Here is a 20,433-nt window from a genome sequence, read left to right as displayed (position 1 = left end):
ACCTACAGGATGTCCCGAACCCCCGGTCCACCGTCAAGGCAGAGCGCGACAACGGCAACGGTGACACCGTCCAGACCGAACCTGGGTACCGCCAACTCCGTCGAACGACCGGCCAGCAGCGCCGCTGCTTCGGCGACGCTGGCACTTCCGACGGCACGGAGAACCCGGACCGACACGGTGGGCGTGACGACGGTCGACAGTTCACTCGCCGAGTAGGTCACGCCCCGAACCCCCATGCTCGACGCCACCGCGGCCACCAGTTCTGCTTTTCGGTCGATCGAGGCGATGGCCTCGACATGCCAGTCCGGTTGCAGCACTGTGGAGATCGCGGCCACGACGTCGGCGGCATCGACGCCGGCTCGGGCACCTATTCCGACGACCACCCGCATTCTGGGCCGGCTCTACACGCGCGCGTAGTCGATGGCAGCGGAGACGAATCGGGTGATCGACTCGGGATTGCCCGCGGCATGGGTGTGCAGGTACGACGCGTGGACGCCGCCCTGTACGAAGCCCTCGCGCGCCGCGGTTCTGCCGTCGGGGCTCTGCTTGTGCCAGCCCCAGGCAGCCGACGCCGCCTCGCGCACTGCGACGAGCTTCGTTCGGTGGAACTCGTGGCCGGTGACGCGGGTGCCCGCGTCGAACAGTGTCGACGATTCGAGGGCAACCGCGTCGCGATATCCGAGGGTGAGGGTGTTCCCGAATTCCGCGTCCACGTCGACGACTCCGGCCATGGCATGACCGTCCAATCGCCGTGCCAGATACAGCAATCCGGCGCATTCGGCGTGGATCGGCAATCCCTGGGCCGCCGCTGCTCGAACGTCCGCGAGCAGTAGTTCGTTCGCCGACAGTGCGGCCGCATGCTCCTCCGGGAATCCACCGGGAAGAACGACTCCTGCTGTGCCGGGCGGCAATCCGTCACGCAGCGGATCGAACACGGCCACGTCGGCCCCGGCTGCGCGGAGCAGTTCGACGTGTTCGGTGTATCCGAAGGTGAATGCGGGGCCACCGGCAACCGCGACGACGGGCGATCCATCGGAGCTGTGTACCTCGTTCTCCGGGGACCACTGCGGTGCTGTCACCGACGATCGCGCTAGGGCACTCACTGCCTCGATGTCGACGAACCGGGAGACGAGGGCGCTCATCGCGTCGACGGCATCGGTTGCGGCACCACCGTGTTCGACTGCGGTGATCAGCCCCAGATGCCGTGACGGGACGACCAGTTCGCTCATGCGCGGCAACGCGCCGAGTACCGGAACACCCACCCGTTCGCACGCTTGGCGCAACACGTCCTCGTGCCGCTGACTGCCGACGCGATTGAGAATCACTCCGCCGATGCGGACGCTGGCGTCGAACGTCGAGAAGCCGTGCAGCACAGCGGCAAGCGATTGACTGTGTCCGCGGGCATCGACCACCAGGATCACCGGGGCACCGAGCATCGCGGCCACTCGTGCGGTCGATCCCTCGGCGGAGGCCTCCCCCGGTCCGGTCATGTCGATCTTGCCGTCGAACAGTCCCATGACGCCCTCGACGACCGCGATGTCGCATCCTCGACTGCCGTGTCGGAACAGGGGCCCGATGCGGTCGGCACCGACCATCACGGCGTCGAGGTTGCGGCCCGGGAGCCCGGCCGCGAGCGAGTGATATCCGGGGTCGATGTAGTCCGGCCCCACCTTGAACGGTGCGACGGTGCGACCGGCATTGCGCAGCGCACCCATCAGTCCGGTGGCCACCGTCGTCTTTCCGCTGCCCGACGCGGGGGCCGCGATCACCACTGCGGGACAGGACGCGTTCACCATTCGATGCCTCGCTGACCCTTGCGTCCCGCGTCCATCGGATGCTTGACCTTGGCCATCTCGGTGACCAGGTCGGCCGCCTCGATCAGTTCACGAGGTGCGTCGCGTCCGGTGATGACGACGTGCTGATTGCCCGGTCGGTGGGTCAGGACGTCGACCACCTCGGCGACGTCGACCCACCCCCACTTGAGTGGATAGGTGAACTCGTCCAGCACGTAGAACCGGTGCGACTGCTGCTCGATTCGACGGGCGATCTCCCGCCAGCCCTCTGCCGCAGCCTCGGCATGGTCGACGTCGCTGCCCTTCTTGCGAGTCCACGACCAGCCCTCGCCCATCTTGTGCCATTCGACGGCTCCGCCGACCCCGGTGCTCTCGTGCAGTTCGCCGAGGGTGCGAAATGCCGCTTCCTCGCCGACCTTCCACTTGGCACTCTTGACGAACTGGAACACTCCGACGTCGAAACCCTGATTCCAGGCCCGCAACGCCATGCCGAATGCGGCGGTCGATTTCCCCTTGCCCGGGCCGGTGTGCACGGCGAGCACGGGCAGATTGCGGCGCTGACGCGTTGTGAGGCCGTCCTGCGGAACGGTTCCGGGAGCCGGTACACCCTGAGGCATCGCGTACCCCCTACGCCGCTGCGCGAACGACGGCGGCGACCTGCTCCGCCGACAGATCCGCGAGGGCCACGTAACCGCCGCCGAGGCACGCCGCGAAGTCGGCAGCGAGTCCGAGGCGGACCACTCCCGATTCGCAGTCGACGACGACGGAGGCGATCTTGTCCGACGCGATGCGTCCCGCGGCGATCCGGGCCCGGCCGACAGGGTCGGTACCTCCGGTGGCCCGTCCGTCGGTCAGCGCGACCACCAGCGCGCGCCGCAGCGGGTCCCGAACACGCTCTCGCAGAACGAGTTCACGTGCCTGCAGAAAGCCCTGCGCCAGTGGCGATCTGCCACCGGTCTTCATCTTCCGCAATCGCGTCACGGCCACGTCAACCGAGGACGTCGGCGGCAATACCGTCTCGGCTTCCGTGCCGCGCACGGTGATCACGGCGACCTTGTCGCGGCGCTGATACGCATCGCGCAGCAGCGACAGCACCGCACCGGTCACCGCGGACAGTCGATCTCGCGCAGCCATCGAACCCGAGGCGTCGACGACGAACACGATCAAGTTGCCCTCGCGCCCCTCCTTGATCGCACCCCGCAGATCCGCAGGCTCGAGCTTCAACCGGCCGGAGGTACGGCCGCGGACGACCTGCTGCTCGGCCGCGGCGAACAGAGTGCCCACCAGGTGCAGACCCTTACCTGCCTCGACGGTGGGCCGTACCGACCGCCCGTGCGAGGACCGTGACCGCGAGCGTCGACCCGGCGCGCCCTCGCCCACTCCGGGAACCTCGAGCAATCGCGCTCTGAACTGCGCTCCTGGAGTACCTGCCTGCTTCTCGCTGCCGGTCCCCGAGGACGGCGGTGGTTGCGCCGGCTCGTCGTGCGAATCGGAGGACTGTGTGTCGGAGGACGGGGACTGGGAGGCGTCGTCGGGAGCCTCGGGATCGGGCGCTCCCCCGCCGCCGTCGGGGTCGGGCTCCGGGTCGGGTTGTTGCTCGGCCTGCTCGGCCGCGTCCCGCATGGCCTCGTCCAACTGCTTGTCGTCGATGCCCGGCTCGTCGAAGGGATCGCGCCGACGCCGGTGCGGCAGAGCCAGTTCGGCGGCAACACGCACGTCTTCCTCGGTCACCTCGCTCGCGCCCCGCCACGCGGCGTGCGCGGAGGCGGTACGGGCCAGCACCAGATCGGCGCGCATACCGTCGACGTCGAACGACGCACAAAGCGCAGCGATACGCCGAAGTTCCTTGTCGCTCAACACCACGTCGTCGAGAATTTTCCGGGCGGCCAGAATCTGCTCGGCCACGGCGATATCGTCGTCGCGGAACCGGGCGGCGAACGCATGCGGATCACGCTCGTAGTTCATCCGGCGGCGCACGACGTTCATGCGGACGTCCACATCGCGGGACGCCGTCACCTCCACTGCGAGACCGAACCGGTCGAGCAGCTGCGGACGAAGCTCGCCCTCCTCGGGATTCATCGTGCCGACCAAGACGAATTGCGCTGGGTGTGAATGCGATACACCGTCACGCTCGACGTGAACTCGACCCATCGCGGCCGCGTCGAGCAGCACGTCGACCAGATGATCGTGCAGCAGGTTCACTTCGTCGACGTAGAGAACACCACGGTGCGCAGCGGCGAGAAGACCGGGTTGAAACGCACGTTCGCCGTCGCGCAGAACCTTCTCGAGGTCGATGGACCCCACCACTCGATCCTCGGTTGCCCCCACCGGGAGTTCGACGAGCTTCGCCGGGCGCGACCCGTCCTCGTCCTCCACGGCGGGCAGCAGTGTCGCGAGGGCACGCACCACCGTAGATTTCGCGGTGCCCTTTTCCCCTCGCACCAGTACACCGCCGATACCGGGGTGCACGGCACACAGGATCAACGACAACCTCAGCTGATCCTGACCGACGATCGCACTGAACGGATATCCCGGTTCGGGAACACTCCCACTTCGCTGCACAGCCAATTCCCTTCGTGCCCGGAGTTCCGCGCCGGACGTTCGGTCGAGATACGCGAAGCCGAGCGGCGATCTGGCTGACAGGGGAATCTTCTGCTCGAAGAATCCCCTGAACACAGTGGCGGGACCGCGCCTGATTGACACAGGACTTCTCCGCGACCGACTTCGAACCGAACACTACCGCCGAACGAACGAATGCCACACACGGTATGGACCGGGTGTGGCATTCGTCGATCGAGTACTGCGGAAGGTCAGGCCTCGCTCCAGGCAGTGCCGCCGCCCCGACGCATCGGCGTGTGCGGAATGCCGTCCTCGAGAACTTCTTCGCCGTCGGGCAGGAAGCCGTGCTTGGCGTACATGTCGACGAGGTAGCTCTGAGCGTTGATCCGACACGGAGCCGAACCGACCTCGGCAAGCGCGGCTCGCAGAATCCGCGTGGTGTGGCCCTGTCCCCTGGCCGAGCGCTGCGTGCAGAGCCTGCCGATACGGAACGCCTTCTCACCGTCGTCGTGCTCCTCGAGCAGGCGGAGTGTGCACACCACTTCGCCGTCCCGTTCGAGCCAGAAGTGCCGTGTCTCGGTCAGCAGGTCACGCCCGTCCAACTCCGGGTACGCACACGCCTGCTCGACCACGAACACCTCGACACGCAGCTTCAACAGGTCGTACAACGTGCTGTTGGACAGGTCTAGTGCCCATGATCGTTTGAGAGCTGCTGCTTGCGTATTCATACCTTTTGCTATCACACACCCGTGGGCTGTGCGAGCTCACGAGCATTTTCGAGTTCCAGAGTCTTGGACGTCCAGCCCCAGACCTCGTCGAACAACGAGCTGTTCTGAGCCAGCTTGACCCCGAGCGACGGGACCATTTCCTTGAGCTTGGGCTGCCAGGCGTCGTACTTGTCTCCGAAGCACCGCTGCAGCACGTCCAGCATGGCCGGAACGGCGGTGGATGCGCCGGGAGAGGCACCGAGCAGACCTGCGATCGTGCCGTCCGCAGCATTGACCACGGCTGTACCGAACTCGAGCACGCCGCCGCGACCCTTCTTGCGGATCACCTGGACGCGCTGACCCGCGGTGACGAGCTCCCAGTTCTCGCCGAGCACCGAGGGCGCGAACTCGCGCAGCGTCTCGACACGATCCGCCTGCGACTGAGCCAGCTCACTGACCAGATACTTGACGAGTCCGAGCTCGGTCACGCCGACTCCGAGCATCGACATCAGGTTGCCGGGCTTGACCGAGGAGGGCAGGTCGGTGATCTTGCCCTGCTTGAGGAACTTGGGCGACCAGCCTGCGTACGGGCCGAACAACAGACCCTGCTGGCCGTTGATCACGCGGGTGTCGAGGTGCGGCACCGACATGGGAGGAGCGCCGACAGATGCCTTGCCGTAGACCTTGGCCGAGTGCTGCTCGATCAGTGCGGGATCGGTGCACCGCAACCACTCGCCGCTGACCGGGAAGCCGCCGAATCCCTTGATCTCCGCGATCCCCGACTTCTGCAGCAGGTGCAGTGCGCCGCCGCCTGCGCCGACGAACACGAACTTGGCGTTGACGGTCTTCTTGACGCCGGTGCGCTGGTTGGCAACCTTGACGTCCCAGCTGCCGTCGGACTGTTTGGTGATGTTGCGCACATCGTGTCCGAAGTGCACGGTGCCGCCCGCGGACGACAGGTAGTTCAGCAGCTGCTTGGTGAGCGCACCGAAGTCGACGTCGGTGCCCTCCTGACTCCAGTTCAGTGCCACGGGGTCGGAGAAGTCACGGCCCTTGGCCATCAACGGCAGTCGCGCCGAGAACTCGTCCTTGGAGTCGATGTACTCCATGCCTGCGAACAGTGGGTTGCCCACGAGCGCTTCGTACCGCGCCCGCAGGTACTTCACGTTCTCGGCCCCGTGCACGTAGCTCACGTGCGGAATGGGGTTGATGAAGTTCTTGGCGTCGGAGAGCACGCCGGTCTCGATGCCGTGTGCCCAGAACTGACGCGAGACCTGGAACTGCTCGTTGACGTTGAGCGCCTTGGCGATATCGACGCTGCCGTCCTTGTTCTGCGGCGTGTAGTTCAGTTCGCACAGTGCCGAGTGGCCGGTGCCCGCGTTGTTCCACGCGTCGCTGCTCTCGGCCGCGGCCGCATCGAGCCGCTCGTAGACGTCGATCGACCAGTTCGGTTCGAGCTGACGGAGCAGCGCACCGAGGGTGGCGCTCATGATTCCGGCACCGACCAGAACGACGTCGGTCTTGATCCGCTTACCCTGCTCATCTTTGGACACTGGAGAATCGACTTCCTTGTCTGTGGAGGTCTCGGCCGGTGGCGGTATCGACCGGAGAACTCTGCTGTAGAGGGCTACTCACCCGATGCGGTCAGGTTACTAGCTGGGCCTACCCCATCGGACACCACGTCAACCCGGTCTCGATTGTGCTCCTCGGACGCCGTCCGCGGCGCCCACTACAGTTGTGATCTGTGACTACCTGGGTGCCCGATGTCCTCGGCGACGGCTACGAACAGACGACCATTCCACTCGGTGACGATCCGGACGGCGAGGGGCAGGTCGAGGCCACTCTCGTGCGATATCAACCGTCGGGCGCCGCGAACTTCGAGCGCGCGGTGATCTACGTCCACGGTTTCACCGACTACTTCTTCCAGCGACACATCGCCGAGCACTTCGCCGCGAAGGGGTACGCGTTCTACGCGCTGGACCTGCGCAAGTGCGGACGCTCGCGCCGCGAAGGTCAGACCGCGCACTTCGTGACCGATCTGGCGATGTACGACACCGAGCTGAACGAGGCTCTCGCCCTCGTCCGCGCAGAACGCGCAGGTGCCCCGGTGCTGCTCATGGCGCACTCGACCGGCGGTCTCGTGTTGCCGCTGTGGCTCAACCGTCTCAACCGCCGGGAAGGTGGGTCGGCCGGTCTCGGCCTGGCAGGCGTGGTCCTCAACAGCCCCTGGTTCGACCTGCAGGGTCCACCCGCCATTCGCAGCGTCGGCACCGCAGCGATCGACGTCATCGGCCGATTCAGGTCCAAGACACAGGTCCCCGGCGGCGGCCTCGACACCTACGGACTGTCGCTCGCTGCGTCCGAGAACGGCGAATGGGACTACGACCTCGACTGGAAGCCACTCGCCGGCTTCCCCATCACCTTCGGCTGGATCCGCGCCGTGCGCCACGGTCATGCCGAACTCCATCGCGGCCTCGACATCGGAATCCCGGCACTGATTCTGCGCTCGAAAGTGACGCACTTCTCACGCCGGTACAGTTCCGCAGTCGACGCCGCAGACGCCGTACTCGACGTTCGCCAGATCGCCCGGTGGGCCGGCTGCCTGGGCGACCGCACCACGATCGTGCCCATCGAGGGAGCCCGGCACGACGTCTTCCTGTCCACCGAGGATCCACGCGCGCGGGCGTTCGAGGAAATGGACGAGTGGATCGAGTGGTTGCATCGAAGCGAGAGCACCGACCACGCGTCGGGCAAAGACCATACCGAGAGCGGGCACATTTCATGACCGAGCATTTCGACATCGCGATCATCGGCTCAGGATCGGGCAACTCCATCGCCGATTCGCGCTTCGAGGACAAGAAGATCGCTCTGCTCGAAGAGAATTCCACCTTCGGCGGCACCTGCCTCAACGTCGGCTGCATTCCCACGAAGATGTTCGTCTACGCCGCCGAAGTCGCTCGCACGGTGCGCGATTCCGCAAAATACGGCGTCGACGCCCACGTGGACGGCGTGCGCTGGCCCGACATCGTCGACCGCGTCTTCGGCCGCATCGACCCCATCTCGGAGGGCGGCAAGCGCTACCGCGCCGAAGGCAGCCCCAACGTCACCCTGTTCGAGGGGCATGCCACCTTCGTCGGCCCACGCACCATCGACACCGGCACCGGTTCCGTCATCACCGCCGACCAGGTCGTCATCGCCGCCGGATCGCGGCCGGTGGTGCCGCAGTCCATCGCCGATTCGGGCGTCACGTACCACACCAACAGCGATGTGATGCGTCTGCCCGAGCTCCCCGAGCATCTGGTGATTCTCGGATCCGGTTACATCGCAGCAGAATTCGCGCACGTGTTCTCGGCACTCGGCTCGAAGGTCTCGCTCGTCGCTCGCAAGGACACCTTGCTCCGCGCATTGGACGCCGACATCTCGAAGCGGTTCACCGATCTCGCCCGCGCCAAGTGGGACGTCCATCTCGACTCCGGGGATACCCGCGCAGTGTCCGAGGGCGCGCTGCACGGCGTCGAACTGGCCGACGGCACCAAGGTTCTCGGCGACGCCTTCCTCGTCGCCGTGGGCCGCGAGCCCAACGGTGACCGTCTGGATCTCGGTACCGCAGGCATCGAGCTCGACGACGACGGCCGCATCGTGGTGGACGAATTCGGACGCACCACGGCCGAGGGTGTGTTCGCGCTCGGCGACGTGTCGTCTCCGTACCAGCTCAAGCACGTGGCCAACCAGGAAGCTCGGGTCGTCCAGTACAACCTGCTGCAGGACGCGTGGCACGGCGATACCTCGGCCCTACGAACGAACGACCATCGGTTCGTTCCCGCGGCGGTGTTCACCGATCCCCAGATCGCCGAGGTGGGCATGACCGAAGAGCAAGCCCGCGACGCCGGCCTGGACATCACCGTCAAGGTCCAGAACTACGGAGATGTCGCCTACGGCTGGGCCATGGAGGACAGCGAAGGTCTGTGCAAGATCATCGCCGAGAAGGGCACCGGAAAGATCCTCGGCGCGCACATCATCGGTGCGCAGGCCCCGACCCTGATTCAGCCCCTCATCCAGGCGATGAGCTTCGGGTTGTCGGCCCAGGACATGGCACGTGGCCAGTACTGGATTCACCCCGGCTTGCCCGAGGTGGTCGAGAACGCCCTGCTGGGGCTCGAACTGTAGTTCCGACTACCAGGGGCTGGTGCGGAGCACGATCTCGGTGGCCAGCGCAGCCGGCTCGTCGGCGACGACATTCGCGCCGCCGTCGAGTTGGACCACCCGGAAGTCCGAGTAGACGAACCTTCCGCTCGCGTCGGCGGATGCGCGGCCCAGCGAGGACCCGACGACCAATGTCGTCGGCAACTCGACCGGGGGGCAGTCCGCGGCACGCACGGTGCCCTGCTCGTCCGCGATCGCGGGGTGACAACGGTTCACCGCGATCAGACTGGCGAAGCGCCCGAAGGTCTTGGCAGCCAACGTCCATGCCGACTCCGCACCCGCTCCGCTGCCGACGAGATGCACCCACGACAGTTTCAGCTCGTCGAGAACCGTGAGGATCGCGTCGTCGCTGACGCCGTCGATGCTTTCCAGCGCAACGGTTTTCAGATCCGAATTGTGCAGCCGTTCACTGACGGCGTCGTACACATCCACCGGATCGCCTGCATCGGGAAGCAAGAGAACGGCGTGCCTGCTGTCCGGGCCTGCCACTCGCACCGAACATTGCCCACCCGCAGCACTCACATGCGTGAACTCCATGGGGACGACGGTACTGCCTGCGGTCGAGGCGGAGGAAGAGCAGGCCCCCGACCGACTCACGAAGACCTGGTCGGCATACCGGTGAGTCTCCGGCCGTTCACGACACGCGGCTGACAATCGTGTCGAGGCCCGGATCGACGCCGTGCTCGATGAGATCGAGGACGGCGTCGACGTCGAGGTTGTCTTCCACCAGATCCGCCAGCAGGTCCAACTGCTGCTCGCGCATCGCAGCGACCGACGTGTCGGATGCCACCCCGAATCCCGTGCGACCCGACTTCTCCGCCACCCAGGTGAGAAACGAACGCCGGAAGTCGTCGGACTCGAGCAATCCGTGCCAGTGGGTACCGAGAACGCTGCCGCGCAGGCTGCCTTCGGAGATACCCGACGCGGAGGTCGACAACGCGTCGTCGCCGTTCCGCACAACCCGCCCATGGTGAATCTCGTAGCCCGACACGGAATGCGTGCCGAACTGCACCGATCGCCCCGCCACTTGCGCGAGCACTTTGTCGGCCGCGAACTCGACCGAGAGATCGAGCAGACCGAGACCTCGGACTGCACCGGCTCCGGATTCGACGGTGTCGTCGATCGTTCGGCCCAACATCTGATAGCCACCGCAGATCCCCAGAACCGGGAGGCCCGCAGCCCCGCGTGCCGCGATCGCATCGGCAAGACCGTTGCGCCGCAACCACTCCAGATCAGACACGGTGGACTTGCTGCCCGGGACGACCACCAGGTCCACGTCCTCGAGCCGGGACGGCTCGGTGACCCAATGCACCGACACCCCGGGCTCGCAGGCCAACGCCTCGACATCGGTGGTGTTGGAGATTCTCGGCAAACGCACCGCCGCGACGCGCAGCCACTGCGAGCCGTGCGGTGCACGCGGTCGCCCCACCGGAGCATCGGGAACGGTTCCGAGTGAGTCCTCGGCGTCCATCCACAATCCGTCCGCGAACGGAACGACACCGTACGTCGGACGTCCCGTCAACGCGCGCAACTGCTCGAGACCGGGTGCCAGCAGAGCAGGATCACCGCGGAACTTGTTGATCACGAACCCAGCGACGAGCGCCTGATCCTCCGAAGACAGCACCGCAACGGTGCCGAACAGATGAGCCAGCACTCCCCCGCGATCGATATCCCCCACCACGATCACCGGAAGAGACGCCGCCGTCGCCAACCCCATGTTGGCCAAGTCCGTTGCGCGCAGATTGATCTCGGCGGGCGAGCCTGCGCCTTCACAGATCACTACATCGAATTCCGCCCGCAGAGAGGCCAATTCGTCTGCCACCACAGCGCGCAACGACTGCCGATGCTCGATGTAGTTGCTCGCACTCACCTGCGCCACGGCACGCCCGCGCACCACCAACTGCGAGGTCCGGTCACTTCCCGGTTTCAACAACACGGGATTGAAGCGCACACTCGGCTCGAGGCCACAGGCCGCCGCCTGCATCGCCTGCGCCCGCCCGATCTCACCGCCGTCGAGCGTGACCACCGAATTGTTGGACATGTTCTGCGCCTTGAACGGAGCCACCCGCACCCCGCGGCGCGCCAGCATCCGGCAGAGCCCGGCGACCAACACACTCTTGCCCGCATCCGACGTCGTCCCCGCAACCAGCAGGGCACCTTTCGGACTCACGGCATCGTATTTCTGTTCACTCCGCAGGCTCCGCTCACGGCAGGGTCAGAATCTCGCTACCCGTCTCGGTCACCACGAGCGTGTGCTCGAACTGCGCGGTCCACTTCTTGTCGTGCGTGACCACCGTCCAGCCGTCGTCCCACATCTCGGCGTTGATCGTGCCCAGGTTGATCATCGGTTCGATCGTGAACGTCATTCCCGGTTCGATGACGGTGTCCACCGACGGCTGGTCGTAGTGGAGAACGACGAGACCGTTGTGAAAGGTAGTACCGATGCCGTGTCCGGTGAAATCCTCCACCACGCCGTACCCGAACCGGTGCGCATACGACTCGATGACGCGGCCGATCACGTTCAGCGCGCGCCCGGGCTTGACGGCCTTGATGGCACGCATGGTGGCCTCGTGCGTGCGCTCGACCAGCAGGCGCGCTTCCTCGGAGACGTTGCCGGCCAGGAAGGTTGCGTTGGTATCACCGTGGACGCCGTCGATGTACGCGGTGACGTCGATGTTGACGATGTCACCGTCTTCGATCACCGTGGAATCCGGGATGCCGTGGCAGATGACCTCGTTGAGGGAGGTGCAGCAGGACTTCGGAAAGCCCTTGTAGCCCAACGTGGACGGGTAAGCGCCGTGATCGATCATGTACTCATGGGCAATTCGGTCCAGCTCGTCGGTGGTGACTCCCGGTGCCACTGCCCGGCCCGCTTCCTGCAGCGCCCTGGCCGCGATCTTCGACGCCACCCGCATCTTCTCGATGACCTCGGGGGTCTGAACCCAGGGCTCACTACCTTCTGCGACGGTCGACTTCCACGCGTATTCGGGGCGCTCGATCGACTTGGGTACCGCGAGGACGGGCGATACGACGCCTGGTACGAGGGGCTGACGGGGCTTGCTCTCGGCGGTCACAGACATGGCGTCCACAGTAGTCGGCTCGTATTCGGCTCCGAACCGCAGCGCAGTGCCCGTACCAGTCGAAACAGCGCACGGCGTTGTGGATATGATCCGGATCACGTTCGTCGCTCGTGCAGCCGACACGAGAAAGGAAGCACCGTGGTCCATTCGAATCTGTTGCGGCCCCGTGACGGTGATGCTCTGCGCGCCGAACTGCGCCAGGTGGCAGCGATGTCCGACGTGCCGGTCGTGTTCGGCGGTGAGGTCTCGTCGGAGACCCTGCACCTGAGTGAGTTCCACGGGACCAGAACCCGGGGCCTGGACGGACTCGCCATCCCACCCAGATCCGGCCTCGGCGGACGGGTCATGGAACAGCGCAGGCCCGCGGCAGTGAGCGATTACGGTGCCTCGATGTCTATCACTCATCACTTCGATCGCCCGGTGCTCGGCGAGGGCCTCAAATCGATACTGGCGGTGCCGGTGGTCGTGGCGGGTGTCGCGCGAATAGTGATGTACGCGGCGCTCCGCGAACGCGGCCCCCTCGGAGATCGTGTCGGCGACATCATGACGACCGCCGCCAGGCGCCTCGGTCAGGAGATCTCCGTACGTGACGAGGTCGACCGCAGGGTCCGTCTGCTGGCCACCACCCGTTCGATGCTCGACTCGGATGTCTCGCGTACGGCCGAACTGCGCAGCGTCCACGAGGAACTGTCCGATCTCGCCCGGTCGATCGGGGACGCAACGATCCGGCGCAGACTCGACGCAGTCGCAGCGCGGGTGGCCGCATCGTTCGGTCAGGACATACCCCACGACATACGGGCCCAGGAGGTGTCGCAGTCGTTGACACCACGCGAGATCGACGTGATCTCGCAGGTTGCCTTGGGCTGCACCAACATCGAGGTCGCTGCGCGCCTGTCGATCGGTGCCGAGACGGTCAAGTCGTACCTGCGCAGCGTGATGCGCAAAACCGAGTCGCACACCCGATACGAAGCCGTGGTCGCGTGCCGTCGACTCGGCGTGCTGCCCTCCTGAACCAGGGACACCGCAGCGCGGTCAGTACCCGGGCGGCAGTTGCTCGAACATCTCTCGGGTCACCGCAACGGCGTTGTCCGAGCTGCCGCCCCGCACCACGAGGGTGGCGAACGCAATGTCTCCGCGGTAGCCGACGAACCACGAGTGCGAGCCGCCGTCGACCTCTGCTTCACCGGTCTTGCCGTAGACCTCGCCCTGGTCTGCGATGCGCTCGGCCGTACCGCTGGTGACCACCGAACGCATCATTCCGCGCAGCCCGTCGACCATCGCAGGCTCGATCGGCGGATGCTCTCCGGTGATCACGGTGTCGCGTCCGACCAGGAGGTTCGGCACCGGCGTCGAGCCATGAGCCACCGTCGCGGCGGCCAGGGCCATACCGAACGTCGACACGACCACTCTGCCCTGACCGAAGCCGTCCTCGGTGCGTTGGACGAGCTCCTCGGCCGGTGGCACCGAACCGGAGTCGGTCGGCAGTCCGACGACGTCGTAGTCCGGGCCGACGCCGAACTGGGACGCCGCGACGGTCAACGCGTCGGGCGACATCTCGCTGGCCAGCTTGGCGAACGAGGTGTTGCACGATCGGGTGAACGCAGTACTCATCGTCACGTCACCGAGCGCGAACTCGTTGTAGTTGGGCACGCTGCGCTCACCGATCACGATGCGACCCGGACACGGGACGGTGCTGCCCGGAGTCGCAAGTCCGCTGGAGATCGCGGCACCTGCAGTGATGATCTTGAACGTGGACCCCGGCGGATAGAGTCCGGCGGACGCGACCGGCCCGTCCCGATCGGCAGCCGGATTCTGTGCCACCGCAAGGATGGCACCGGTGGACGGCTGGATGACCACCGTCATCGCCTGCTCGGTCCGCGCGTTCACCGCTCGCTGAGCCGCGACCTGAATGTTGCGATCGAGACTGATCGAGAACGACGGAGAGGGCTCCGGCGGGGTGTCGGTGAGGACATCGATGTCGACGCCGTTGCGGTTCGTGGTCACCACGCTCCACCCCGCCTTGCCGTCGACCTCGTCGATGACGGCCTTCTTGACCTGGCCGACGAGGTCCGGTGCGAACGTGGGGTCGGTGGACACGAGATCCGATTCGTCGGACGCGGTGACTCCCGGGATCTCGGTCAGTGCGGCCGAGATCGGCTGGTAGTCACTGTCTCGAAGCAACGCCACCGGGTAGTCGCCGTCGACCGAGGTGGCGGACTCGACGATGGACTGCGCGGTGATGGACGCATCGAACGGCGTCAGCAACGTCGACAGCGCCGTCGCCGAGGCCACCACATTGTTCGCATTCGCCGCGTCGAACTTGATTCGGTGCACCACGCCGGGCACCAACACATCGGTCCCGGAGCGCTCGTTGACTCGTGCGCGCGGAGCCGCCGTGGATCGCAGGGACATCGTCTGGGTGTCGCCGAGCTTGGGATGGATGTCCGACGCCGTCCAGCGCACCACCCACTCGCCCTCGCTGCGCCCCATGTTCAGCTGACCGTCGTACGTCCACACGCGATCCTTCGGCAGCCGCCACGTGTAGGTGTAGCCGACTGTGGCGGTGTCACCGTCGACCTGCACCGACGTCGTCTCGGCATCCAGGGTTTCGGCCTGAAGATTGGTCCACGCCTCGGTCAGTGCCGTGGCCGCCGCGTCGGGCTTGTCGGTGTCCGCCGCCGCGGCGGCGATGTCGTTGGACTCGAACGCGGCAAGAAATGCCTGGGCGGCCGGCTCGGGCCCGTCGGGCTTGGGGGTACATCCGGTGAGGGCGGCAGCAATGACGGCTGCGACCACCGATACCGCTCCGACCCGATACCGCACTTCGGTTGCACCACGTGATCTCATTGCGCCCCATCGTAATAGGGCGCTGCCTCCGGCTGCGGCAACGAATCGCGGTTCGCCACAACCCGATCGAGAGACGTTCGAACTAGTCGAGGAGCACCGTCGTGAAGGTCGCCACCTGGGTCAGGCCGATTTTCGCGTAGGCCCGTCGGGCGACGTAGTTGAAACTGTTGACGTACAGGCTCGCGGTGCGGCCCTGGCGGACCACCGAGTTCACCACCGCGGCGGTACCGGACGCGCCGAGACCGTGCCCCCGCCGATCGGGGTGAACCCACACCCCCTGGATCTGTCCCACCGTCGCCGACTGCGACCCGATCTCGGCCTTGAACACCACCCGACCGTCCTCGAATCGAGCCCACGCGCGCTGCGCAGCAATCAGACTCGAGATCCGTCGTCGGTATCCGCGGCCGCCGTCGTTCTGTCTCGGGTCGACACCGACTTCCTCGATGAACATCGCCACTGCCGCAGTCAGATACACGTCCAGCTCCTCGGGGCGAACGAGGCGGACGTGTGGATCGGGCGTGATGGACGACCGAACGGACGTGGCCAGCAGCGGCTGCTCACCGCGGACCTCGCGGGCGGGACCCCAGTCGGTCTCGAGCATCTCCCACAGCGGAAGCGTCAGTTCGGCTCGACCGACCAATGAGGAACACAGCCGTGGTCCGCGGCATGCGCGATCGGCGAACGAACGCAGATCGTCGCTGGATCCGAGCAGAGGAACGAGGTTGGCTCCGTAGAAACACAACGACTCGTCGGGGCCGCCTCGGCTCCACATCTCACCGTGAAACGATCTCGGATCCAGTCCGGATTCCTGCACCCGAGCGGCGACCATGCAGGTGGCGACCGGGTCGGCGTCGAGCACCCGCAGGACGTGCGCCACGTCCCGATTACCGAGAGGCTTCGCACCGAGGAGCTTGAGCACCTACCGACCTCCTGACCCACCTACCGCATACACACCGACCGAGCGTGTACCGCATCATTCCAGAGAACCTGTTCCGCCGGTGGCAGAGCGGCAAACCGGACACCGAACCGGTCGAACCTGCTCAGCTGACCGTCACGACCGGTGCGCCACCGTCTGCAGTCTCATCCTTGTCGAATTCCTCGGCGATGCGCATTGCTTCCTCGATCAAGGTCTCCACGATCTGAGCCTCGGGCACGGTCTTGATGACCTTGCCCTTGACGAAGATCTGGCCCTTGCCGTTGCCCGACGCCACGCCGAGGTCGGCGTCGCGCGCCTCGCCCGGTCCGTTGACGACACATCCCATCACGGCGACGCGAAGCGGAATCTCCATGCCCTCCAGTCCCGCGGTGACCTCGTCGGCCAGGGTGTACACGTCGACCTGCGCCCGTCCACATGACGGGCAGGAGACGATCTCGAGCTTGCGGGGGCGGAGATTGAAGGACTGCAGAATCTGGTTGCCGACCTTGATCTCCTCCGCAGGCGGGGCCGACAGGGAGACGCGAATGGTGTCGCCGATCCCCTTGGACAGCAACGCGCCGAAGGCGACTGCGGACTTGATTGTCCCCTGGAACGCGGGCCCGGCTTCGGTGACGCCGAGGTGCAGCGGGTAGTCGCACTGCGCAGCGAGTTGCTCGTACGCGGCGACCATGACGACCGGGTCGTTGTGCTTGACGGAGATCTTGATGTCGCCGAACCCGTGCTCCTCGAACAGACCCGCCTCCCACAGCGCGGACTCCACCAGGGCCTCCGGTGTCGCCTTGCCGTACTTCTTCATCAGGCGAGGGTCGAGCGATCCGGCGTTGACGCCGATGCGGATCGGAATGTTCGCGTCACCGGCAGCTTTGGCGACTTCCTTGACCCGGCCGTCGAATTCCTTGATGTTGCCCGGGTTCACTCGTACCGCGGCGCAGCCTGCGTCGATCGCGGCGAAAATGTACTTGGGCTGGAAGTGGATGTCGGCGATCACCGGAATCTGACTCTTCTTGGCGATGATCGACAATGCATCCGCGTCGTCCTGTGTGGGGCATGCCACACGCACGATGTCGCAGCCCGATGCCGTGAGTTCGGCGATCTGCTGCAGCGTGGCGTTGATGTCGTGGGTCTTGGTGGTGCACATGGACTGCACCGAGATGGGGCTGTCGCTGCCCACCCCCACGGACCCGACCTGGAGCTGCCTGGTCTTTCGACGCGGCGCGAGTACTGGCACCGGCGGTGCCGGCATTCCCAATCCGACTGACACGGACACAGTGGCCTTCTTTCCTAGCTACGACTGACGAGTCTACTTAGAACAATTGAATCGGGTTGACGATGTCCGCCGTGAGTGTCAACAAGGAGAACCCGATGAAAACGACGATGACCACGTAGGTGACCGGCATCAGCTTCATGTAGTCCACCGGCGCACCGTCGGGCAGGCCGCGACGGTTGCGGAAGATGTTCCTGATCCGCTCGTAGATGGTCACGGCGATGTGGCCGCCGTCCAACGGCAACAACGGCACGATGTTGAACGCTCCGAGGAAGAAGTTCAAGGACGCGAGCAGTCCGACGAACGTCGCCCAGTTGTTCGTCTCTGCGGCCTGACCACCGATGACGCTGGCACCCACGACGCTCATCGGAGTGTCGAGGCCACGTTCGCCGCCGAAGATCGACTCCCACAGCGCCTGCACCTTGGTCGGTAGCTGCACGAGAGCTTTGCCGGTCTGCACGAAGATCTCTCCGGTGAAGACGAACGTCTCGGGCACCGCTTCGATCGGGTTGTACGTGATGTTCGGCGGCGGACCTCCGGTGACACCCACCGCCCCGACCGTCGTCGATTCCTTCGCGCCGGTGTCGGGATCGATGACGTATCGCTGAACCTGTGTGACCGGGACCGTGATCGTCCGCGAAGCACCGTCACGGTCGACTGTCAGGTCGACCGAGCCCGACGACGCCTGGATGGCGAGCACGGCGTCGGACCAGACCTCCGTGGGCTTGCCGTCCACCGCGGTGATGATGTCGCCCTGCCGCAGACCTGCCGCCGCGGCCGGACCGTCACCCGTGCAGTCCGCGATCTCCCCGTCGACCGTTTGCGTCGTCCCGACACAGACGACACCCTGAACCGTCGTCGTCGGTGTCTCACGGTCGACCGTTCCCCAGCCGAGGACCAGCGCATAGACCAGCACGATGCCGAGTACGAAGTTCATCGCGATGCCGCCGACCATGACGACGATCCGCTTCCACGTCTTCTGGCGGTACATCGCGCGCTCGACCTCGTCGGGTGCGAGTTCGTCGATCGCGGTCATTCCGGCGATATCGCAGAAGCCACCGGCCGGGATCGCCTTGAGGCCGTATTCGGTCTCGCCGCGCCGGAAGGAGAAGATCTTGGGACCGAACCCGATGTAGTACCGGCGAACCTTCATGCCGAGCGCTTTCGCGGTCCACATGTGTCCTGCCTCGTGCAGTGCGATCGACACACCGATGCCGACGGCAAACAGAACCACGCCCAGAGCGAACAGCATGTGAGTCTAAAGGCCCTTCTGTTTCAGTAGCTCACGCGCATGTGCGCGAGCCCAGGAATCCGCCGCGAGGACGTCGTCCACGGTAGTCGGCACCGCCGACCAGTCCCCTCCGCCGTCGCTGACAACGGCCCGCACCGTGTGCACGATCTCGGGGAATTCGATGCGGCCGGCCAGGAACGCCTCGGCAGCGATCTCGTTGGACGCGTTGTACACCGCCGTCATGCACCCGCCCATGATTCCGGCCTCGCGGGCCAGCTGAACGGCGGGGAACACTCGATCGTCGAGTGGTTCGAAGTCCCAGGAGAACGCTGCAGTGAAATCGAGTGCACGCGCGACGTCGGGCACTCGCTCCGGCCACCCGAGCGCCAACCCGATCGGCAGCTTCATGTCCGGCGGGCTGGCCTGCGCAATGGTGGATCCGTCCACGAACGTGACCATCGAATGAACGATGGATTGCCGGTGCACGGTGACGTCGATCTTCTCGTACGGCACCCCGAACAGCAGATGCGCTTCGATGAGCTCGAGGCCCTTGTTGACCAGCGTCGCCGAGTTCAACGTGTTCATCGGACCCATCGACCAGGTGGGATGAGCCGCGGCCTGGGCAGGCGTCACCGACTTCAGTTCCGTTTCGCTCCAGCCTCGGAACGGTCCACCCGATGCGGTGAGGATCAGTCGATCCACCTCGCTTCGGTGGCCACTGCGCAGGCATTGCGCCAGCGCCGAATGCTCCGAGTCCACCGGAACGATCTGTCCTGGCGCGGCGGCAGCGAGTACGAGTTCGCCGCCTGCCACCAGCGATTCCTTGTTGGCCAACGCCAGCCGGGCTCCGGTCTTCAGCGCCGCCAACGTCGGTTCGAGACCGAGCGAGCCCACCAGCGCGTTGAGCACCACGTCGGCCTGCGTCGATTCGACGAGCTCGGTCACCGCACGGGGCCCGCTCAGAACCCCGGGAAGGTCGAGCTCGGCGGCAGCGGCGGGGTCGGCGACAGCGACACGCCGAACGCCGGTCTCGGCGATCTGACGACGAAGAAGGTCGATGTTTCCGCCGCCGGCCGCAAGACCCACGACGACGAAGCGATCCGGGTTTGCTGCGATGACGTCGAGCGCTTGGGTTCCGATCGAGCCGGTGCTCCCCAGCAGCAGCACGCGAATCGGCTCGGGGCGATCCGAGGTGGTCGTTCGCTCACGATGGTCTGACACCGGTCCATTGTTGCCTACCGAGCCTGAGAAACCCCTATGCGCTCCGCCGATGCTGGCAGGGTGGAAGACATGGACGTCTCGAAGTACACCGCAGCATCGTTCAACTACGCCGACGTAGGGGCAACGAGCGGCAGGCTCCCGACCGGTTACCACCACGTCGAGAAGTCGCGGGTCATCGGATCCGGAGTCGACGACTTCGTAGCCGCAGCCGACGCACTGATGCGCTGGGACATGCATCGCGGCACCGGGCTGAAGGTTCACTCCAGCAACGACAACGCCGTCCCCGACGCCGTGGTCGTGCTCACCCTCGGGCCCGTCCGCATCCCGTGCCGGGTCGTCTACGTCATCGACGAAGCCAACCGACAGGGCTTCGCCTACGGCACGCTCGACGGCCATCCCGAGTCCGGCGAGGAACTGTTCTACGTCGACTACTCCCCCGAGGACGGGACGGTCTCCGCGCACATCACCGCGTTCTCGAACCCCGGCCGCTGGTACACCAGGCTCGGTGGTCCGGTGGGCAAGCGGGTCCAGGCCCTGTTCACCGATCGCTATCTGGCCGCGCTGGAGTCTGCGTGCCGGTCGCCGCGCTGA

18 protein-coding genes are annotated in these 20,433 nt (G+C 65.8%); 4 read left to right on the top strand and 14 right to left on the bottom strand.

Features of this window, described 5'->3' with window-relative positions:
* Nucleotides 1–2 precede the first annotated feature (2 nt).
* The 6 genes from CH271_RS16390 to mqo form a co-directional block, all read right to left on the bottom strand.
* Complete coding sequence (locus CH271_RS16390) at nucleotides 3–389, bottom strand: cobalamin biosynthesis protein (protein ID WP_094634229.1); 387 nt, start codon at nucleotides 387–389, stop codon at nucleotides 3–5.
* 12 nt (nucleotides 390–401) lie between these two features.
* A complete protein-coding gene (locus CH271_RS16385; protein ID WP_037189602.1) occupies nucleotides 402–1,796 on the bottom strand; it encodes a cobyrinate a,c-diamide synthase in 1,395 nt (464 codons plus the stop codon).
* The gene (gene cobO, locus CH271_RS16380; RefSeq protein ID WP_037189604.1) at nucleotides 1,790–2,410 is read right to left on the bottom strand and encodes a cob(I)yrinic acid a,c-diamide adenosyltransferase; all 621 of its coding nucleotides are present in this window, start codon (nucleotides 2,408–2,410) and stop codon (nucleotides 1,790–1,792) included. Before cobO ends, CH271_RS16385 begins: the two co-directional genes overlap by 7 nt.
* A 10-nt stretch (nucleotides 2,411–2,420) precedes the next feature.
* Nucleotides 2,421–4,361, bottom strand: a complete 1,941-nt coding sequence (locus CH271_RS16375; RefSeq protein WP_179274653.1) for a magnesium chelatase subunit D family protein — start codon at nucleotides 4,359–4,361, stop codon at nucleotides 2,421–2,423.
* Nucleotides 4,362–4,603: 242 nt separating this feature from the next.
* Complete coding sequence (locus CH271_RS16370) at nucleotides 4,604–5,080, bottom strand: GNAT family N-acetyltransferase (RefSeq protein ID WP_027496727.1); 477 nt, start codon at nucleotides 5,078–5,080, stop codon at nucleotides 4,604–4,606.
* An 11-nt stretch (nucleotides 5,081–5,091) separates the two neighbouring features.
* Nucleotides 5,092–6,612, bottom strand: coding sequence for a malate dehydrogenase (quinone) (gene mqo, locus CH271_RS16365; RefSeq protein ID WP_094634226.1), 1,521 nt, complete (start codon nucleotides 6,610–6,612; stop codon nucleotides 5,092–5,094).
* 191 nt (nucleotides 6,613–6,803) lie between these two features.
* Here mqo and CH271_RS16360 point away from each other — a divergent pair, with 191 nt between their 5' ends.
* Together CH271_RS16360 and mtr are read left to right on the top strand one after the other, a co-directional pair.
* On the top strand, nucleotides 6,804–7,844 hold the full coding sequence (locus CH271_RS16360; protein WP_179274652.1) for an alpha/beta hydrolase: 1,041 nt from the start codon (nucleotides 6,804–6,806) through the stop codon (nucleotides 7,842–7,844).
* Nucleotides 7,841–9,226, top strand: coding sequence for a mycothione reductase (gene mtr, locus CH271_RS16355; protein ID WP_037189611.1), 1,386 nt, complete (start codon nucleotides 7,841–7,843; stop codon nucleotides 9,224–9,226). Before CH271_RS16360 ends, mtr begins: the two co-directional genes overlap by 4 nt.
* 6 nt (nucleotides 9,227–9,232) lie before the next feature.
* On the opposite strand, the gene CH271_RS16350 is transcribed toward mtr, so the two are convergent.
* The 3 genes from CH271_RS16350 to map form a co-directional block, all read right to left on the bottom strand.
* A complete protein-coding gene (locus CH271_RS16350; protein WP_094634225.1) occupies nucleotides 9,233–9,799 on the bottom strand; it encodes an alpha/beta fold hydrolase in 567 nt (188 codons plus the stop codon).
* A 97-nt stretch (nucleotides 9,800–9,896) separates the two neighbouring features.
* Complete coding sequence (locus CH271_RS16345) at nucleotides 9,897–11,432, bottom strand: cobyric acid synthase (RefSeq protein WP_094634224.1); 1,536 nt, start codon at nucleotides 11,430–11,432, stop codon at nucleotides 9,897–9,899.
* Between the two features lie 34 nt (nucleotides 11,433–11,466).
* Nucleotides 11,467–12,342 (bottom strand): type I methionyl aminopeptidase, encoded by an 876-nt coding sequence (gene map / locus CH271_RS16340; protein WP_052047578.1) that lies wholly within the window; start codon nucleotides 12,340–12,342, stop codon nucleotides 11,467–11,469.
* Between the two features lie 138 nt (nucleotides 12,343–12,480).
* Between map and CH271_RS16335 the strand changes: the two genes are divergently transcribed.
* Nucleotides 12,481–13,353 (top strand): helix-turn-helix transcriptional regulator, encoded by an 873-nt coding sequence (locus tag CH271_RS16335; protein WP_037189617.1) that lies wholly within the window; start codon nucleotides 12,481–12,483, stop codon nucleotides 13,351–13,353.
* A 21-nt stretch (nucleotides 13,354–13,374) separates the two neighbouring features.
* Here the strand turns inward: CH271_RS16335 and CH271_RS16330 are convergent, their stop codons facing one another.
* The 5 genes from CH271_RS16330 to dxr all read right to left on the bottom strand — a co-directional run bounded on the left by CH271_RS16330 (nucleotide 13,375) and on the right by dxr (nucleotide 19,842).
* Nucleotides 13,375–15,189, bottom strand: a complete 1,815-nt coding sequence (locus CH271_RS16330) for a penicillin-binding transpeptidase domain-containing protein (RefSeq protein ID WP_179274651.1) — start codon at nucleotides 15,187–15,189, stop codon at nucleotides 13,375–13,377.
* Nucleotides 15,190–15,271: 82 nt separating this feature from the next.
* Entirely contained in the window at nucleotides 15,272–16,108 is an 837-nt protein-coding gene (locus CH271_RS16325) for a GNAT family N-acetyltransferase (RefSeq protein ID WP_037189622.1), read from the bottom strand.
* Between the two features lie 121 nt (nucleotides 16,109–16,229).
* Nucleotides 16,230–17,393 (bottom strand): flavodoxin-dependent (E)-4-hydroxy-3-methylbut-2-enyl-diphosphate synthase, encoded by a 1,164-nt coding sequence (gene ispG, locus CH271_RS16320; protein WP_037189624.1) that lies wholly within the window; start codon nucleotides 17,391–17,393, stop codon nucleotides 16,230–16,232.
* A 37-nt stretch (nucleotides 17,394–17,430) separates the two neighbouring features.
* Nucleotides 17,431–18,642, bottom strand: coding sequence for a M50 family metallopeptidase (locus CH271_RS16315; RefSeq protein ID WP_094634222.1), 1,212 nt, complete (start codon nucleotides 18,640–18,642; stop codon nucleotides 17,431–17,433).
* A 6-nt stretch (nucleotides 18,643–18,648) separates the two neighbouring features.
* Entirely contained in the window at nucleotides 18,649–19,842 is a 1,194-nt protein-coding gene (gene dxr, locus CH271_RS16310; RefSeq protein WP_176460647.1) for a 1-deoxy-D-xylulose-5-phosphate reductoisomerase, read from the bottom strand.
* Between the two features lie 69 nt (nucleotides 19,843–19,911).
* Between dxr and CH271_RS16305 the strand changes: the two genes are divergently transcribed.
* Nucleotides 19,912–20,433 (top strand): DUF1990 family protein, encoded by a 522-nt coding sequence (locus CH271_RS16305; protein ID WP_037189627.1) that lies wholly within the window; start codon nucleotides 19,912–19,914, stop codon nucleotides 20,431–20,433.

Source organism: Rhodococcus sp. 05-340-2 (assembly GCF_002258915.1).
Classification (GTDB): Bacteria; Actinomycetota; Actinomycetes; order Mycobacteriales; family Mycobacteriaceae; genus Rhodococcoides.
This window is presented reverse-complemented; position numbering and strand designations above follow the sequence as displayed.

Bases quoted from the DNA above. Each gene is read 5' to 3' on its own strand.
- CH271_RS16390 (WP_094634229.1), bottom strand. From the start codon at position 389: ATGCGGGTGGTCGTCGGAATAGGTGCCCGAGCCGGCGTCGATGCCGCC.
- cobO (WP_037189604.1), bottom strand. From the start codon at position 2,410: ATGCCTCAGGGTGTACCGGCTCCCGGAACCGTTCCGCAGGACGGCCTC.
- CH271_RS16330 (WP_179274651.1), bottom strand. From the start codon at position 15,189: ATGAGATCACGTGGTGCAACCGAAGTGCGGTATCGGGTCGGAGCGGTA.
- CH271_RS16385 (WP_037189602.1), bottom strand. From the start codon at position 1,796: ATGGTGAACGCGTCCTGTCCCGCAGTGGTGATCGCGGCCCCCGCGTCG.
- map (WP_052047578.1), bottom strand. From the start codon at position 12,342: ATGTCTGTGACCGCCGAGAGCAAGCCCCGTCAGCCCCTCGTACCAGGC.
- CH271_RS16370 (WP_027496727.1), bottom strand. From the start codon at position 5,080: ATGAATACGCAAGCAGCAGCTCTCAAACGATCATGGGCACTAGACCTG.
- mtr (WP_037189611.1), top strand. From the start codon at position 7,841: ATGACCGAGCATTTCGACATCGCGATCATCGGCTCAGGATCGGGCAAC.
- CH271_RS16305 (WP_037189627.1), top strand. From the start codon at position 19,912: ATGGACGTCTCGAAGTACACCGCAGCATCGTTCAACTACGCCGACGTA.
- CH271_RS16315 (WP_094634222.1), bottom strand. From the start codon at position 18,642: ATGCTGTTCGCTCTGGGCGTGGTTCTGTTTGCCGTCGGCATCGGTGTG.
- CH271_RS16350 (WP_094634225.1), bottom strand. From the start codon at position 9,799: ATGGAGTTCACGCATGTGAGTGCTGCGGGTGGGCAATGTTCGGTGCGA.